Raw genomic sequence first — 16,387 nt, 5'->3', positions numbered from 1 at the left:
TTCCTTAACTTAATGACAGAGAGAAAGAGGAAATAGCCTTAAGTTGACGCCATTGCGTGAACGGTTACTATAAATTTTGCCCCATATAAAATAATTTTATTTTGTATTATTAATGCAAGTCACAATTTGCTCTAGATCTTCCTCCAAAGCTAATATATGAGCGGAATTGGGCAGCCAGTGAATGGTAACATTCGGTAGATTCAAAAACATATGTTCAACATCGGGTGAGGAAACTACTTTATCTTGCGTTCCCAAAAAGAGATCCACTGGAGTTTGTGGGGCTACCCATCGATGTTCCAATATGAAGCTAAGCATTTCAGTTATGCTGATTAGCGGGATCCTGCGATAAGAGATTTCTGCATGTTCATTGGTGACTAAATTACCTGCTGTACCACGTACTTCTTTAAAGCCTAAACGTATTGCTGTTTTGGCAAATGCGAGGTTCTTACGCTCATCCATGACTAATTTTAATGCAGGTGCTAAAAGAAAAATATGGTTGAATGAAAAATGCTCACTCAGTTTGCAGGTAAGTAATCCTCCTAGAGATAAACCAATAATATCTACCTTATGGTATTTTTTAAATAAATCCTCACAAATTTGCGTTGCATAAAGAAGCCAATCTGTGGCTGTTGTGCGCGAAAAATCCTCTATACTGCTGGCATGTCCCGGTAAATTAGGGCAGATAATGGCATCATAATGCTGCAATTGCGGAATTAAATCGCGATAAACTGCTGCAGAAGATGAAAATCCATGTAAGAGAATGACTGCATGATCAGTTTTTTTTCCATATTTATTTACTGGTTTTAAAAGGGAAAAATCACTGTTATTTAAATCGCGTACATGTTTTCCCCGTAACATGTAGCGAAAGTCGTTTTTATTCATAAGTCATTTTTTGCAAAATTAGTGTAAATTATGTTCATTACCAATGTTCCTAAAGGATAATCTTGATATGCTATTTTAATATATAATATCAGTTGCAATTATATATTTATACAGTAGGTTTTACTGGCTATGATGAGCAGCCATACCACGTACATTATTGGTAATAATGTGCTATCTTTAAAGTAGTAATAGTCGATTATTGAGGTTTGAGTTATGAGTACAACAGAACAAGACGCATCTCCAGAAAAAGGCTCTGATGAAGCTCCTGCCGAGAAAAAAAACACCACTGAGGCGCCAACTCCTAAACCTCAAGAATCAGCTCCTAAAGAGGCAGCACCAAAACCACAAGCCGTAGGTAACTCTGCTGAAAATCCTAAACAAGTGGATAAGAAAGAAGAGAAGAAAGAAGAACCCAAAGCTAATAATGCTCCTATGCCTTCCGGCCCCGGTGATGAGAAAGATGATAAAAAGGGTAAAAAGAAAGCCAGTTATGAGGAGTCAATGCAGGAATTACTTTCTGATCTTGAAGACTTTGTGTATGGGGTTAATAAACAAATCACTGATTTCCTTAAACAGAAAGGAAATGCTGTTTTGGATGCAATTAAAGACACTGGCCCGATGAAAACCTTAAATAAGGAATGGGATAGGGCGAAAAACGATATGGATAAAATGAAAGCTGAGTTTGTTAATGACGTAAAAAACACTGTGAGTGACGCAGCAGGAAAGGTCATGCAAGCCGTCGCTGATAAAGTAGATAAAGTGGAAAAATTTTCGCAAGGCGTACTTGGAGCCGCTTTTGAAAAAGCGGCTAAAGCAGTTGATGAGCTAAAAGCTCCCACCACACCTCAACAATTTCAATCCAAAGAAAGTAATACTGCGGCTCCTGTTGCTGCTTCTGATAACGCTTCCTCTGCAAATAAAGACCAGGCCGCGGAGCTTTCTGCTGCTTCTACTAACGATTCCTCGGAAAAGAAAAACTACGACAAGGACGGGAAGGAGATTGAACCTGTACCATCAACCAGGGAACCGGAACCGATAAAACAATCTGACTCTCCCTCCACATCGGCTACCCCTCCACCTACAGGTTATCCAGATAAAAATGCTACAGATCAAACTTCAGATGCAACTAATGCTGCTTCCTCCCAGCCCACAGCCGATTCTAAGCCAGATGCTCAAGCGCCAATTAATGCTTCTTCATCTCAGTCCACGGCCGATCTTCAGCAAGCTGCTCAAACTCCAAGTCAGGATGCAACTAATGCTTCTGCAACCAAGACCGCAGCCGATAATGCAGGGAATACGCCTTCATCTTCTCCTCAACCTACACCAAGTAATACCAACGTGGGTTTGAATAATGATGGGAGCAAAGGTTACAACGGTGATGCTGAAGCACAAACTGCGAAAATCGCTGGAAATGATGAAGAAGGTCAGAATGCAACCGAAGACACAACCGTTTTAGGTGAAAATATGAATACTGCAGGCAATCAAAATGAAAATTTTTTCGAAAATCCGGCGGCTTCTCAATTAACAGAGCTACAAAAATCGGAGGAACCTGCAGCTGCTCCGACTCAAGATAATGATGTATCTTCTACCGCTGACGTAGCTCCACAGTAAAATATATAATTACCGCTCTAATAATTTATGCGGCAAACTTTCAATCCGTCCTGCTTGAGTCACTACAACGTAATTTAACTTGCGTTGTAGTTCACTTATCGTATCCGCGCCTGCATACGTAAGACCAGAACGTAAACCACCCACGATATCCGCAATAATAGCATCAGGATTGTCTTTGAATGGTACTTCTGTAGCGACGCCTTCCGCAGTTTTCCATTCGTGCATTTCTCCGAGGAAATCTTCTTGTGCTTCTTTGGATGCCATACCCCGGTAGCGTTTTACTTTTACGCCGTCTTCCTTCGTAATCGCTTCCCCTGGAGTGGGAGCTGTACCCGCCAACATGCCGCCAATCATGACAAAATCTGCACCAAAAGCTAACGCTTTAACAATATCCCCAGAGGTTTTAATACCTCCATCAGCAACAATAGAGCGATCTGAGCGCGAGCAATCTTGAATACAAGTCAGCATAGGGACGCCAAAACCGGTTTTAATGCGGGTACTGCATACAGAGCCACCGCCAATACCTGCTTTGATAATGTCTGCACCACAAGAGGCCAGGTAATCAGCACCGGCATAGGTTGCCACATTGCCTGCCATAATGCAGCGGTCTTGTAAGAGTTGACGTAAGTTTTTTAAGGTCTTACCCACGTATTTGGCATGGGCATGAGCCACATCCACACAGAAATAATCCGCGCCTGCATCACGTAAGGCTTCGGCACGCTCTAATTCTGCGGCGGTACAACCAATCGACACAAAGACAATGCCATTGCACTTTTTAAATTCTTTGATATTGTCTTCCACACTCATAAAGCGATGTAAGGCCCCCATAGCGCCCTTGCTGGACATGAAATTCGCCATAGTACTTTCAGTAATGGTATCCATGTTCGAACTGATTACTGGCAGGCTTAAGGTTAATTTGCCGAGTCTATCGGTGCTGGTTGTATCGACGACGCGTCGTGACTCATGATGATTGTATGAAGGGACAAGTAGAACGTCATCAAAAGTGATGGCTTGGAAAGTCATGGTGTATCCTCGTAAAACGCATACTATAAATGTTCTGCGGCATAAAATGCAAGCCTTGAGCGTTCTCCACGAGTTAGACTCATGTGAGCACTGTGTTCCCAATGCTTAAAACGGTCCACAGCAAAGGTTAATCCAGAAGTAGTTTCACTAAGATAAGGAGTATCTATTTGTTTAATATCACCTAGACAAATAATTTTAGTTCCAGGACCAGCGCGGGTTACTAGTGTTTTGATTTGCTTGGGTGTTAGGTTTTGTGCTTCATCAATGATGATGTAGCGGTTTAAAAAGGTACGGCCGCGCATGAAATTTAATGAGCGTATTTTAATTTTGTTTTGCAATAAATCTTGTGTTGCTCCTCGTCCGAAACTGCCGCCAACCTGGGAACTGTGTAACACTTCCAAATTATCCATTAAGGCACCCATCCACGGGGTCATTTTCTCTTCTTCAGTGCCAGGTAAAAAACCGATGTCTTCACCGACGGGAATGGTGACACGGGTCATTAAAATCTCATTATAGCGATTTTGATCCAAAACCTGAGTGAGTCCTGCTGCAATAGTCAATAATGTTTTTCCGGTACCTGCCGGGCCTTGTAAGGTGACAAAATCGATGTCAGGATCTAATAACAGGTTTAAGGAGAAATTTTGTTCGCGGTTTTTGGCATTAATCCCCCAGACAGAGTGTTTTGATTGAGTATAATCACGCACTAATTGAATCACCGCATGATCGTTTTGTAATTTTTTGACAATGGCTTGGAATTGGTTGTCTTCGGTGCTAATGCAGTCATTGGGATTCCATTGGCTTATTAGGGGGCCAGTGACCTTATAGAAGGTTTTACCGCTGTCTTGCCATGATTCCATATCTTTTGCATGGGTATCCCAAAAATTATTGTCTAATATATGCAAACCACGATGTAAAAGATTAACGTCATGGAGCACTTGGTCGTTGTAATAATCTTCTGCCAAAATGCCTAAAATTCCCGCTTTAATACGCAGATTAATGTCTTTAGAGACGATAATTACCTGTTTTTGACCATGATATTTTTTTTGTAATCCTAAAGCAGTGGCAAGAATGGTGTTATCCACTTTATGCCCGGGTAGGGTGGTGGGTACGACCTGGTCAAATTCATCGGTCTGAAAAAAGAGGCGGCCGCTGCTGTTTTTCTTATCGGAATTGAGATAACTAGGAATAGGCAAACCCGAAACAATTTGCTCGTGTGACATGTTCGTCATGAATTCAACCAACATACGATTGGTTTGCCGTACGTTACGCGCCACTTCAGAAGTTCCTGTTTTATGGCTGTCTAATTCTTCAAGCACGACCATTGGAAAATAGATATCATGCTCTTCAAAATGATAAATTGCGGTTGGATCGCTCATTAAAATGTTAGTATCAAGTACGAACAGTTTCTTAGTTGTAGTGCTGGTATCCATGATCCACCTCAATCGTATATCCTAACCGCTAAAAACAGGAAGAAATATCCTGTTGCTTAACTCTCATTGTGCAAAGGCTAAGTACTTGAGTCAAGAGCAATGTCAGGACAAACACATGAATGTTTAAAAAATGCTATCCTTCATCATCAAGCTCCTGTTTTTCAATTCTTAGAAAAATTCGTTCCGCAACAAATAGGAATTTGATTTTATTGGCCCGACCTACTTCTTTATTATTTGATTTATTTGTTTCAAGATTATACTTTGGGGAACTCGCCCCGCGTTGTTGTTAGCTCAATATAAAATATAATGTCAATTTAATGTGTTTATTGTACAATAAACCACTACATATATTTTAAGTAAGATATTTCTTAATGAGGAATAGATAAAGTGCCTAAACAATATAAATCAGAGCATGAGATAGAGTTTGATAATGCAATAGGTCATTATACACACAAACCATTTAATCATCCAAACAATCGATGGATTTGTCACTGTTGCAATATGACGTATAGAGTAACTTATAGAAATAGGCATGTAGAGAGTCAACATTCTGAAGAAAAAAAAATATATCTAAGTGAACGTTTAAGCGGAAAAAATGTTGAGATATGCCGTAAAAATCTATTGAATAAAAAAAATCCTTTAGATAATTCAATCGAAACACAAGAAAAAAACCTAAAAAATTCATCAATAAAAAAGCACGATTTACAAAAAAATGATGATTCTTCAATCACATATAAAAAAAGAACGGTTTCTTCAAATAACAATGATTTAAATAAAAAAAATAGTACTACTGCCTCAGATATAGCAACGCAAAAAATATTTTCACATCATTCATCAATAGTTTTTTCATATAGTTCATCTGATAGTTCATCTGATAGTTCAGATTATTCAGATAGTTCGTCTGATAGTTCAGATAGTTCGTCAGAATATTCAAGGAGCTCCTCGGCAAGATCTCGACCAATTAAATCGAAATATCGATATAGCTCAGCAGCAAGGTGTCGATCAACTTTGTTTATAAAAGAAAAAAATACCACAGTTTCAAGTACCTTAAACAATCCTTGTGTTAAACAAGAAGAGCAATTTGGTTTATAGAGCTAATTTTGCTAATAAATAACAAATGGAATATTATTTGGTCATATGATTTATTGGTAGTTCTCTTGGATAATAAAGATGGATGTTAATTTACAGGGGGCAACATTAGGTCGAAAACCCACTGATGAATTTAAGCACGCTTTTGCAACCATTTCTTGTTGTGCTACCAAAGTTAATTTAGGTTACAATGAGCTTTATCGAAAAACCGGTATTGAGTTAGCGCAAGCTTTTGCGGCATTTCCTCTCTCTGTAACCACAGTAGGGTTAGGAGGTAATCAGTTTTATATAAAAAAAGCTGCTGAGTTAGTACAGGCTTTTGCCGGGCTTCCTGTTTCTGTTACCACAGTTGATTTAAGTGGGAATGAGTTTCATATAAAATCTGGTGTTGAATTAGCGCAAGTTTTTGCGGGATTTCCTGCCTTTGTCACCACAGTTAATTTAAGTCGAAATGGATTTCATGAGAAATCTGGTGCCGAGTTAGCATGCGCTTTTGCCGGACTTCCTGTCTCAGTAACTACAGTTGATTTAAGTGAGAATGGTCTTCATGTGAAATCTGGTGCTGAGTTAGCACTCGCTTTTTCGGGGCTTCCTGCTTCTGTAACTACAGTCAATTTAAGTAATAATTTTTTTGATTTAAAAACTAGTGCTGAGTTAGCACAAGCTTTTGCTGGGCTTCCTGCTTCGATAACTAAAGTGGATTTAAGTTGGAATTACCTTAGTGGGAAAACCGGTGTTGAGTTAGCGCAAATCTTGGCAGCACTTCCTCTCTCTGTAACCACAGTTGATTTAAGGGGAAATGGACTTTATGCGAAGTCTGATATTGAATTAGTAGAAGCCTTTAAAGGACTGCCTGCCTCTGTCATCACAATTGATTTAAGCGAGAATGAGCTTTATCGAAAATCTGCCGCTGAGTTAGCACACGTGTTTGCGGCACTTCCGACTTCTGTCACTACGGTTAATCTAGGGTGCAATAAGCTTTATGAGAAATCTGCTGCTGATTTGGCACAAGCTTTTGCGGCATTTCCATCTTCAGTGACCTCAGTAAATTTGGCGCACAATGAGCTTTTTCGAAAAACTGGCGCCGAATTAGCACGAATTTTTGCAGCACTTCCTCCTTCAGTAACCACAGTTGATTTAAGTGGAAATGGATTTCATGCGAAATCTGGTGCTGAATTAGCAGAAGCGTTTAAAGGGTTTCCTGCTTCAGTAACTACCGTTAATTTAGGCGAGAATAGACTTCATGAGAAATCTGGTACTGAATTAGCACAAGCGTTTAACGGATTTCCTGTCTTAGTAACTACAGTTGATTTAAGTGGGAATGGGCTTCATGAGAAATCTGGTACTGAATTAGCACAAGCGTTTAACGGATTTCCTGCCTCAGTAACTACAGTTGATTTAAGTAAGAATGGACTTTATGAGAAATCTGGTACTGAATTAGCGCAAGCTTTTGCCGGGCTTCCTGCCTCAGTAACTACTGTTAAGTTAAATAGGAATAATCTTCATAAAAAAACTGATACTGAGTTAGAACAAGCTTTTTATAAGTTTCCCTCACATGTGACTACATTAGATTTTAGCAACGATGCATCACTTCAGTGCCTTAGTGCCCATCAGTTAAAAGCGTTTTTATCTGCTATTTCTGATTCAGTGAAACAGATTGATTTAAGAAATAATAATTTTTTTAAAGGCAAATCACCTAAAGAGCGAGATGAGTTTCTGCATACGTTAGGGGAGTTACGTGCCCATGGCCGACTTAATTTAGATGACAATGGTGAGGATGATATGACGCGAATTATGGCTTCATCACTTACTGCTTGCTTGCCACAACATCTTCCCACACAGGTGTCCTCAAAAATTATTTTTCATCTCTTTCCCGGAATTCAGGACCAAATCGAAAGTAAAATTCAACAAGCGCATTCAAAATTGGATTTATTAAAAAGTCGAGAGGAATTAATGAAGTTTATTAAAACCTTATGTAATGATGCTACTTTTTGGCAGTCCAAAATTCGTTTTTCTGCCAGTTCAATGAATAGACAATTCCCTAAGGGTATAAAACTTGTTCAAGATATTATTAAATCATATCCTAAAAACCATACGCAGTGTCTTTGGGAAATACAGAAAAGCATTGTTAAGCATCATGATGAGAAATTTCAGTGGGCTCATCATTTTTTTCGCGGACGTGATCAGCAAACAAATCGGATCTATGACACTTTAAAAAAGATCGATATTCAGGATAAGCTTAGTGTTGACAACGCCCTATTCGCGCTTACAAAAATAAGGCAGGAGGCAGCTACTCTCGTTAGCGAAGGGCACAGGCCACTGTTGTCCCCGCGTGAAGGCATCCATTTCTATGCAGCCAGAGCTAATATTGGAAATGATTTCTCACCTACTAAGATGTTTCTCTTAACGTAAACCCCTTAGACTGATCTTAATGCATTTAATACCGCTTCAACATGGCCTTTGACACTGACTTTACGCCATTCTTTTGCCAACGTTCCTTCTGGATCAATGATAAAAGTACTACGCTCTATACCACGGACTTGTTTGCCATACATGGATTTCATCTTAATCACATCAAATAATTGACATAATTGTTCTTCAGCATCACAAATTAATTCAAAAGGAAAATTTTGTTTGGCTTTAAATTGTTCATGAGATTTTAAACTGTCGCGAGATATGCCAAAGATTTCAGTATTTAATGCCTGAAATTGAGCATAAGCGTCACGAAAATCTTGGCCTTCAGTAGTACAGCCTGGTGTCGCATCCTTTGGGTAAAAGTAAAAGACAAGATATTTTCCTTTATAATCATGCAAATGCTCTTGCACACCACTGGTGGCGCTAAAGAAAAAATCGGGTACTAAATCACCAATATCCATTAATCTCTCCCTGTTTTTTTCATAATCCGTGAGCGATCTCGCTGCCATTCACGATCTTTGATGGTATCGCGTTTATCATGCTCTTTTTTACCTTTGGCAAGAGCAATTTTCAATTTAATCTTATTTTTTTTCCAATACATGGAAAGGGGTACTATGGTATAACCTTGGCGTTCCACACTACCAATTAAGTGATTTAGTTCCTTTCGATTTAATAATAACTTACGAGTACGAATTGGATCTGGAATGGTGTGCGTTGATGCGGTAATTAATGGCTGGATTTGCGCTCCAAGCAAAAAGGCTTCGCCATATTTAATAATGATATGCGCATCGGCAATATTAATTTTTCCTGCACGTAAACTTTTGACTTCCCAACCTTCAAGCGCAAGACCTGCTTCATATTGTTCCTCTATGAAAAAATTAAATCCTGCTTTGCGATTCAGAACGATGGTTGAATCAACTTGTTTTTTGCTCGTCATAAATGCCTGCGCTTATTCCTTGCCATGATCGTGTTTGTAATCTAATGGTAGTTGAGGATAGACGCGCTCAAGATTGCCGTCAACTGCAACACGATTATCGAATACAAAACACTGGCCTTCCCAGAGTGATTTTTCTTTGGGCGTATGCTCAATGTAGTTAAGAATGCCATCATGTAAATGGTACACTTGGGAAAAACCTAAATCCTTTAAATAAGCTGTTGATTTTTCACAGCGGATGCCACCAGTACAAAACATGGCGATTTTTTTATCCTTTTTATCGAGCAATTGCTCTTGCACATATTCAGGAAAGTTTCTAAAGTTTTCCGTATTAGGATTAATGGCGCCTTTAAATGTGCCTAATGAATACTCATAATCATTACGGGTATCAATAATGACTACATCGGGATCTTGAAGCAATTTGTTCCATTCTTCTGGGTTGAGATATGTTCCCGCATTATTTAATGGATCAACATCTTTAATTCCCATGGTAACAATTTCTTTACGTAGTTTCACCTTGGATTTTTCAAAAGGATTTTCTTTATCAAAAGTTTCCTTGAAATTTAAATCTGCTAAACGGGCATCTGCACGAATAATTTGATAAAAATTATTCATATGTTCTCGTGTACCACCAAAACTGCCATTGATGCCTTCGGCAGCAAGTATGATTGTTCCTTTAATCTGATGGGTGATCATTTGTTTTAATAAAGGCTCGCGCATTGCCTCATAGTTGTTCAAGGGAACAAACTTATAGAATGCTGCGATTACAATTTCTTGCGTTGAACTACTCATTTACTACCTAAAATGTAACCAAAATATTCGATAAAACTTACCATTTACTCACAATTTAATCAATAGGAATTAATAAAATGCACATGGTTGTCCTATTTTAATTTAAGCTGATGTTATTCAGTGCTCTCTTCTCCCTTGAAGGCGATGTGTTGCCACGGACAGATATAATACGCCTCTTATTTGCTTAATAAAAGAACGTGTAGTAAAATTTGTCATTTCGAAAAAAATGAGATAAATATGTTTACTTCCTTAAAAATAGCTTTTCTGCAGGAAAAATTTATAGAGTGTTCTAAAAAAAATTACAGATTAGAAAGTAAGAATTTTTTTCATGCAGGTGCACAACTGCTCGAATTGTTAATGTCTACAAATCTTTCTGATAATAAAAAAAATGAAGAAAGAGACATAATTTGTATTGGAACTTTGGCGATTGTTCATATTTGTGATGGTAATGAGGAATTTATTTCAGAATGGAACAATCCATTTCAGCAGGACTGTCTTAAATGCTGGAATGATTTTAAATGCTATATCGAACAGGCGTATCCTGATGTTTCCTCTTTTAAATTACCATTAGATAATAATATTGGGATTGCTACAAAACATGCGATGATTCTCAATATGGGTGCTCAGATTTTGAATGAACAACGTAGATGTTTCGATAAACTAATAGAAAGCACACGTCCCTTTAGCGATGAATTATTAGAAGCTCATAAGCGAAAGAATAATCAACCTAAGAATTATAAATACAAAAGTGTTTATATCGAGCGACAGCAAGATTATGCTGCAATCGAAAGTATTTTTGAAAATGTTTTGAAATTGTTTAAATTAAATACTGGAGGTAAAAAGAAAGAGTTTTGTAAGCTGATCGAAGAGTTAAAAGATAATACACTTAGAGATTTTATTTATCATGAAAAAATGTTTCACTTAGAAAACTGTAAACTTATAGCTAACGAAACACTCTTATTGGCAACAGCAGTTGCATCAGGGACAGTTGAGCAACGCCATTTATCGCAATTTTCACAAAAATTAAATAAGTTTTCCTCCTGTAAATGGTTTGAAGTAATAGCTTATACGATAATAACTTTAGCGATGGCAACTATGGCAGCGGCTGTTGGTGGTGTAACTGGGGGAATACCAGGCTCTGTTATTGGTGCATCGGCTGGAGCACTTGCGGGATATCGTCTCACAATGTGGGCTCATTTGAGTATGCATCCAATTACTAAAATAGCTCAAAGCGCTTATGATGCACAGGTCGACTGTGTTGGTGATTGGTCACCGAGCTAACGTTGCATGGCACCCTCATCTCTAACCCTTCTCTCGCAAAGGAGAAGAGAGTGGCTCCGTAAGCGTTCACGTAATGGCGTCAACTTAAGGATTTTTAAATAGAGTTGTAGGTTGGATCTTGGCCCAACATTGAAGCTGGTATCATCATAACCTATTGTTGGGCCAAGGCCCAACCTACGATTTTCCTTAACTTAATGACAGAGAGAAAGAGGAAATAGCCTTAAGTTGACGCCATTAAGCGTTCACGGGGTATGTAAATTTCCTCATTGGGAAGCTTGTTATATACCTGTCATTCCCGCGAAGGCGGGAATCAATTCAAAAAACTAGCACAGTGATCAATTCCTGAATGGCTCCCCGCCTTCGCGGGGACGACAAAGCTGTAAAATGTTCCTTAATTACATACTCCGTGAACGTTTACGTGGCTCCATACCAACTGAATAACATCAGATTAAATTTAAGATGGGTGATCAGTCACATTGACAAAAACTAATCAGTGCTCATACTGTTAAGTATGGCAGGGTAATTTATAAAAAATGATGACTTTGCTGCAAGGAATTATTTATTAAAATAAATTAATTAGTGCTTTTCTTAGTGATTTAAAGCAGTTTATGGCATAATTCTTGTCTTTTGTCTATTCATCCATAGCACGATTGTGTGAATGAGGAGCAGATTATGTGTGGGATTATTGGAGCCGTTTCTGAAAGGGACATCAGTAAAATTTTATTGGAAGGCTTACGCCGTTTAGAATATCGTGGTTATGATTCAGCAGGTATTGCGGTAATAGATACACAGTCACATTTAAAGCGCGTGCGTATTCAGGGCAAGGTGCAAAATTTGGCAGATGCCATGCAAGAAACCGCCGTGATGGGTAACACGGGTATCGCACATACCCGTTGGGCAACTCATGGTAAGCCTTCAGAACAAAATGCACATCCTCATTTATCACATGATGAAATTGCATTAGTACATAATGGCATTATTGAAAATCATGATCATTTACGCCAGGATTTAATTGCTAAGGGGTATGTGTTTACTTCCGAGACGGATACAGAAGTTGCTGCTCATTTAGTTCATTATTATTACTTACAGTCAGAAAATTTATTAAAAGCAGTGCAAAGCGCAGCTGCGGATATGGAAGGAGCATTTGCTTTTGGGGTGCTGCACCAACAGCGCCCTAAAGAATTAGTTGCTGTACGCAAAGGCAGCCCTTTGGTACTTGGCTTGGGTATTGGTGAACATTTCATTGCTTCTGATGGTTTGGCATTAAAATCATTTGCGCAATCGGTGATGTATCTGGAAGAAGGTGACAGTGCTTATGTCACTGCTAAAGACATTGTGGTTTATAACGCTTCCGGTGTACAGGTACAACGCCCTACTCACTTGCTAAATAATGAATCAGAACCGGTGAGTAAAGATGGATATCGTCACTTTATGCTGAAGGAAATTTTTGAACAATCAAAAGTATTAACCGATACCATTGAAGGACGTGTCAGTAGTGTTGAAGTGTTACGTGCCAGTTTTGGTGAGCGCGCCTCTCATGTATTTCCTTTAGTGAAGCAAGTGCATATTGTTGCTTGTGGAACAAGTTATCATGCAGGGATGATTGCCAAATATTGGTTAGAGTCTTTAGCGGGTTTACCCACACAGGTAGAAATTGCCAGTGAATATCGTTATCGCGATGTGGTTGTACCTAGAGATACTTTATTCATTACTGTGTCTCAATCAGGGGAAACAGCAGATACGCTTGCTGCTTTAAACAAAGCAAAAGTGATGGGTTATTTAGCCAGCTTAGCCATTTGTAATGTGGCAACCAGTACTTTAGTTCGTGAAGCCGATTGTGTGTTTTTAACCCGTGCAGGTACAGAGATTGGTGTCGCATCGACTAAAGCGTTTACCACACAATTAGCTGCCTTTTTAATGTTGGCTACAGCTTTATGTCCTGATGAGCGTGGACAAGAAGTATTACACCAATTACAAGAGTTACCAGCCGGCTGTGAACGTACCTTAAAAATGAATGAAGAAATTGAAGAGTTGGCGGCTTTATTTGTGAATAAGGCGCATGCTTTATTTTTAGGCAGAGGTGTACAATATCCTGTGGCTTTAGAAGGTGCTTTAAAGCTTAAAGAAATTTCGTATATCCATGCGGAGGCTTATCCTTCTGGTGAATTAAAGCATGGCCCTTTGGCTCTGGTTGATGAAAATATGCCAGTAATTGCCGTTGCTCCTAATGATGAATTATTAGATAAATTAAAATCCAATCTTCATGAAGTAAGCGCACGTGGCGGTCAGCTTTTTGTTTTTGTTGATGATGCCCATATGTGGAAGACAAATGGTGCGCGTTTAATTAAAGTTCCATCATGTGGTTCTTGGATTGCGCCTATAGTTTATACTATTCCTTTGCAGTTATTGGCATATCATGTTGCAGTAGCCAAAGGTACTGATGTGGATCAACCACGTAACCTTGCCAAATCGGTAACTGTTGAGTGATAATGTGGCGATTTTTTATTAAGTAATTTCGGGGATGTAAATGACTCAAGAAATGTTGACGTTAGCAGCAATTATTGCGCAAGAGCTTAATGTCAAAGTAGCGCGTGTTGAAACAGCGATTCATTTGCTGGATGAGGGAGCAACAGTACCTTTTATTGCACGTTACCGTAAAGAAGCTACTGAAGGATTAGACGATGAACAATTACGTTTTCTCGCAGAGCGATTGATTTATTTGCGTGAACTGGATGAACGACGAGAAGTGGTGTTGCAATCCATACGCGAACAAGAAAAATTAACTCCAGAATTAGAACAAAGCATACGTGCTGCGGATACTAAAACACGTCTTGAAGATTTATATCTTCCGTTTAGACCCAAGCGCCGCACTAAAGCGCAACTTGCTATTGAAGCGGGTTTAGAGCCTTTAGCACAAGCATTATGGAAGAATCCAACTTTGGATCCAGAAGCGCAAGCTGTAGAATTTATTAATACGGAAGCAGGTGTTGACGACGTTAAAGCCGCTTTAGAAGGGGCACGCCATATATTAATGGAACATTTTGCCGAAGACGCGGACTTAATCAGCGAGTTACGTGAATATTTATGGCAAAATGCTGTTGTGAAATCCGTAGGCAGCTCTAAGAAAAAAGAAGCCGTAAGTAAGTTTTCAGATTATTTTGCTTATTCTGAAGCCATCAAGAAGATTCCTTCTCACCGTGCATTAGCGCTATTTCGTGGGCGCCGTGAAGGAGTATTACAAGTTAATTTAACTTTACAAGAACAAGATCAAGCGTACGGTGAAGGTAAGTTAGCTTCTTATTTCAATATTGCAGATGAGCAACGCGCTGCAGATGCATGGTTAATGGAAACCGTCCGTTTAACATGGAAGGTCAAGTTATTTACCAAGTTAGAATTGGAATTGCTCACACGCTTACGTGAAATGGCGGATGAAGAAGCAATCAAAGTATTTTCCAGAAACTTACGTGACTTATTACTTGCAGCTCCTGCTGGCCTAAAAGTAACTATAGGTTTGGATCCAGGAATTAGGACGGGAGTAAAAGTTGTTGTTGTCGATGCCACTGGCAAGCTTTTAGATACTACAGTGATTTATCCTTTTGCGCCTAATAACGAATGGCATCAGGCCATTACTGATCTGGCAAAATTAGCCGTTAAATATTCTGTGAATTTAATCAGTATTGGGAATGGAACCGGCTCTCGTGAAACCGAGCGTCTTGTAGCGGATTTAATCAAAATGTATCCTGATTTAAAACTCACGAAAGTGGTCGTCAGCGAAGCAGGGGCTTCTGTATATTCAGCATCAGAAATTGCTGCAAAAGAATTTCCTGATCTGGATGTTACTTTGCGCGGTGCGATTTCTATTGCGCGTCGCTTACAAGATCCACTTGCTGAATTAGTGAAAATTGAAGCCAAATCCATTGGAGTTGGCCAATATCAGCATGATGTGAACCAGACTCGTCTTGCGCGTTCTTTAGATGGTGTGGTTGAGGATTGCGTGAACAGGGTAGGCGTTAATGTAAATACGGCATCTTCTGCATTGTTGACGCATATTTCTGGTTTGAACGATACATTGGCAAAAAATATTGTTCTTTATCGCGATGAGCATGGAGCTTTTACTAACCGTATGCAATTGCTGAGTGTAAATCGTATGGGTGAAAAATCATTCCAACAAGCTGCAGGTTTTTTGCGGATTATGAATGGCGAGAATCCTTTAGATGCGTCAGCAGTTCATCCCGAAACTTATTCTTTAGTGGAAAAAATTGTTGCCGATAAAAAGATTGGCATACACGAGCTGATTGGTAATAAAGAAGTATTACATAGTATAAATGCCAGCCAATATGTTGATGATCAATTTGGTTTGCCAACGATTCAAGATGTGTTACGTGAATTAGAGAAGCCAGGTCGCGATCCACGCCCTGAGTTTAAAACAGCACAATTTAAAGAGGGTGTTGAAGACATTGAGCATCTGCATGAAGGGATGATTCTTGAAGGAGTAGTTAGCAACGTCACTAATTTTGGCGCGTTTGTTGATATTGGTGTACATCAAGATGGTTTAGTTCATATTTCTGCGATGACTAATAAATTTATTACTGATCCTCGTACGGTCGTTAAAGCAGGTGATATTGTTACAGTAAAAGTTATTGAGGTGGATAAGGAGCGTAAGCGTATTGGTTTGAGCATGAAGCTTACTGAAGAATCTACTGCACCGGTTGTTCAGAAAAAAGGGAAAGCTCAAGAAATGAAAAGACAACCTGAATTGCAAAAAGTAGAGCGTAAGAAAAAACCTGAGTTTGTTAAAAAAGCAGAACCTGCGAAAAAAACCGTATTTAATACAGCAATGGCAGATGCTTTAGCCAAGTTAAAGCGTAATTAATCTTAGGCGATGAACACTGCTATTAAATTAAGCGCTTCATTGTCCTCTACGCAGGGG

The 16,387-nt window shown here is 39.1% G+C and carries 12 protein-coding genes; 6 read left to right on the top strand and 6 right to left on the bottom strand.

Annotated features, from left to right (window positions below; all coding sequences use genetic code 11):
* Nucleotides 1-96: 96 nt before the first annotated feature.
* A complete protein-coding gene (locus QM652_RS07340; RefSeq protein WP_415074340.1) occupies nt 97-882 on the bottom strand; it encodes an alpha/beta hydrolase in 786 nt (261 codons plus the stop codon).
* A gap of 213 nt (nt 883-1,095) precedes the next feature.
* On the opposite strand from QM652_RS07340, the gene QM652_RS07335 reads away from it, so the two are divergent.
* On the top strand, nt 1,096-2,493 hold the full coding sequence (locus tag QM652_RS07335) for a hypothetical protein (protein ID WP_415074338.1): 1,398 nt from the start codon (nt 1,096-1,098) through the stop codon (nt 2,491-2,493).
* Nucleotides 2,494-2,502: 9 nt separating this feature from the next.
* On the opposite strand, the gene QM652_RS07330 is transcribed toward QM652_RS07335, so the two are convergent.
* Nucleotides 2,503-3,516: a guanosine monophosphate reductase gene (locus tag QM652_RS07330; RefSeq protein ID WP_415074336.1), complete on the bottom strand. Its 1,014-nt coding sequence runs from the start codon at nt 3,514-3,516 to the stop codon at nt 2,503-2,505.
* 23 nt (nt 3,517-3,539) lie between these two features.
* Complete coding sequence (locus tag QM652_RS07325) at nt 3,540-4,946, bottom strand: PhoH family protein (protein WP_415074334.1); 1,407 nt, start codon at nt 4,944-4,946, stop codon at nt 3,540-3,542.
* A gap of 387 nt (nt 4,947-5,333) precedes the next feature.
* Here QM652_RS07325 and QM652_RS07320 point away from each other — a divergent pair, with 387 nt between their 5' ends.
* Nucleotides 5,334-6,038: a hypothetical protein gene (locus tag QM652_RS07320; protein WP_415074332.1), complete on the top strand. Its 705-nt coding sequence runs from the start codon at nt 5,334-5,336 to the stop codon at nt 6,036-6,038.
* A gap of 78 nt (nt 6,039-6,116) precedes the next feature.
* Nucleotides 6,117-8,447: a hypothetical protein gene (locus tag QM652_RS07315; RefSeq protein ID WP_415074330.1), complete on the top strand. Its 2,331-nt coding sequence runs from the start codon at nt 6,117-6,119 to the stop codon at nt 8,445-8,447.
* A gap of 5 nt (nt 8,448-8,452) precedes the next feature.
* Here QM652_RS07315 and QM652_RS07310 read toward each other — a convergent pair whose 3' ends face one another.
* Genes QM652_RS07310 through QM652_RS07300 form a run of 3 tightly spaced genes read right to left on the bottom strand, consistent with a single transcriptional unit; the run spans nt 8,453 to nt 10,176 of the window.
* Nucleotides 8,453-8,911 (bottom strand): peroxiredoxin, encoded by a 459-nt coding sequence (locus tag QM652_RS07310; RefSeq protein WP_415074328.1) that lies wholly within the window; start codon nt 8,909-8,911, stop codon nt 8,453-8,455.
* Nucleotides 8,911-9,387, bottom strand: a complete 477-nt coding sequence (gene smpB, locus QM652_RS07305) for an SsrA-binding protein SmpB (protein ID WP_415074326.1) — start codon at nt 9,385-9,387, stop codon at nt 8,911-8,913. The genes QM652_RS07310 and smpB overlap by 1 nt, the downstream gene beginning before the upstream one ends.
* A gap of 12 nt (nt 9,388-9,399) precedes the next feature.
* Nucleotides 9,400-10,176, bottom strand: coding sequence for a rhodanese-related sulfurtransferase (locus QM652_RS07300; protein WP_415074324.1), 777 nt, complete (start codon nt 10,174-10,176; stop codon nt 9,400-9,402).
* Nucleotides 10,177-10,413: 237 nt separating this feature from the next.
* Here QM652_RS07300 and QM652_RS07295 point away from each other — a divergent pair, with 237 nt between their 5' ends.
* The 3 genes from QM652_RS07295 (at nt 10,414) to QM652_RS07285 (ending at nt 16,330) form a co-directional block, all read left to right on the top strand.
* The gene (locus QM652_RS07295) at nt 10,414-11,457 is read left to right on the top strand and encodes a hypothetical protein (protein WP_415074322.1); all 1,044 of its coding nucleotides are present in this window, start codon (nt 10,414-10,416) and stop codon (nt 11,455-11,457) included.
* Between the two features lie 672 nt (nt 11,458-12,129).
* Entirely contained in the window at nt 12,130-13,944 is a 1,815-nt protein-coding gene (gene glmS, locus QM652_RS07290; protein WP_415074320.1) for a glutamine--fructose-6-phosphate transaminase (isomerizing), read from the top strand.
* 40 nt (nt 13,945-13,984) lie between these two features.
* Nucleotides 13,985-16,330: a Tex-like N-terminal domain-containing protein gene (locus QM652_RS07285; RefSeq protein ID WP_415074318.1), complete on the top strand. Its 2,346-nt coding sequence runs from the start codon at nt 13,985-13,987 to the stop codon at nt 16,328-16,330.
* The last annotated feature ends 57 nt before the right edge of the window (nt 16,331-16,387 follow it).

It is taken from the genome of Legionella sp., from assembly GCF_047605385.1.
Classification (GTDB): domain Bacteria; phylum Pseudomonadota; class Gammaproteobacteria; order Legionellales; family Legionellaceae; genus Legionella.
Note: the sequence above shows the minus strand (reverse complement) of the source record. Positions and strands in the feature narration are given on the sequence as shown.

What these genes read in the sequence shown, in the direction of transcription:
- QM652_RS07340 (WP_415074340.1), bottom strand. Translation starts at nt 882, where the DNA reads ATGAATAAAAACGACTTTCGCTACATGTTACGGGGAAAACATGTACGC.
- QM652_RS07295 (WP_415074322.1), top strand. Translation starts at nt 10,414, where the DNA reads ATGTTTACTTCCTTAAAAATAGCTTTTCTGCAGGAAAAATTTATAGAG.
- QM652_RS07315 (WP_415074330.1), top strand. Translation starts at nt 6,117, where the DNA reads ATGGATGTTAATTTACAGGGGGCAACATTAGGTCGAAAACCCACTGAT.
- QM652_RS07325 (WP_415074334.1), bottom strand. Translation starts at nt 4,946, where the DNA reads ATGGATACCAGCACTACAACTAAGAAACTGTTCGTACTTGATACTAAC.
- QM652_RS07335 (WP_415074338.1), top strand. Translation starts at nt 1,096, where the DNA reads ATGAGTACAACAGAACAAGACGCATCTCCAGAAAAAGGCTCTGATGAA.
- smpB (WP_415074326.1), bottom strand. Translation starts at nt 9,387, where the DNA reads ATGACGAGCAAAAAACAAGTTGATTCAACCATCGTTCTGAATCGCAAA.
- QM652_RS07330 (WP_415074336.1), bottom strand. Translation starts at nt 3,516, where the DNA reads ATGACTTTCCAAGCCATCACTTTTGATGACGTTCTACTTGTCCCTTCA.
- QM652_RS07310 (WP_415074328.1), bottom strand. Translation starts at nt 8,911, where the DNA reads ATGGATATTGGTGATTTAGTACCCGATTTTTTCTTTAGCGCCACCAGT.
- glmS (WP_415074320.1), top strand. Translation starts at nt 12,130, where the DNA reads ATGTGTGGGATTATTGGAGCCGTTTCTGAAAGGGACATCAGTAAAATT.
- QM652_RS07285 (WP_415074318.1), top strand. Translation starts at nt 13,985, where the DNA reads ATGACTCAAGAAATGTTGACGTTAGCAGCAATTATTGCGCAAGAGCTT.
- QM652_RS07300 (WP_415074324.1), bottom strand. Translation starts at nt 10,176, where the DNA reads ATGAGTAGTTCAACGCAAGAAATTGTAATCGCAGCATTCTATAAGTTT.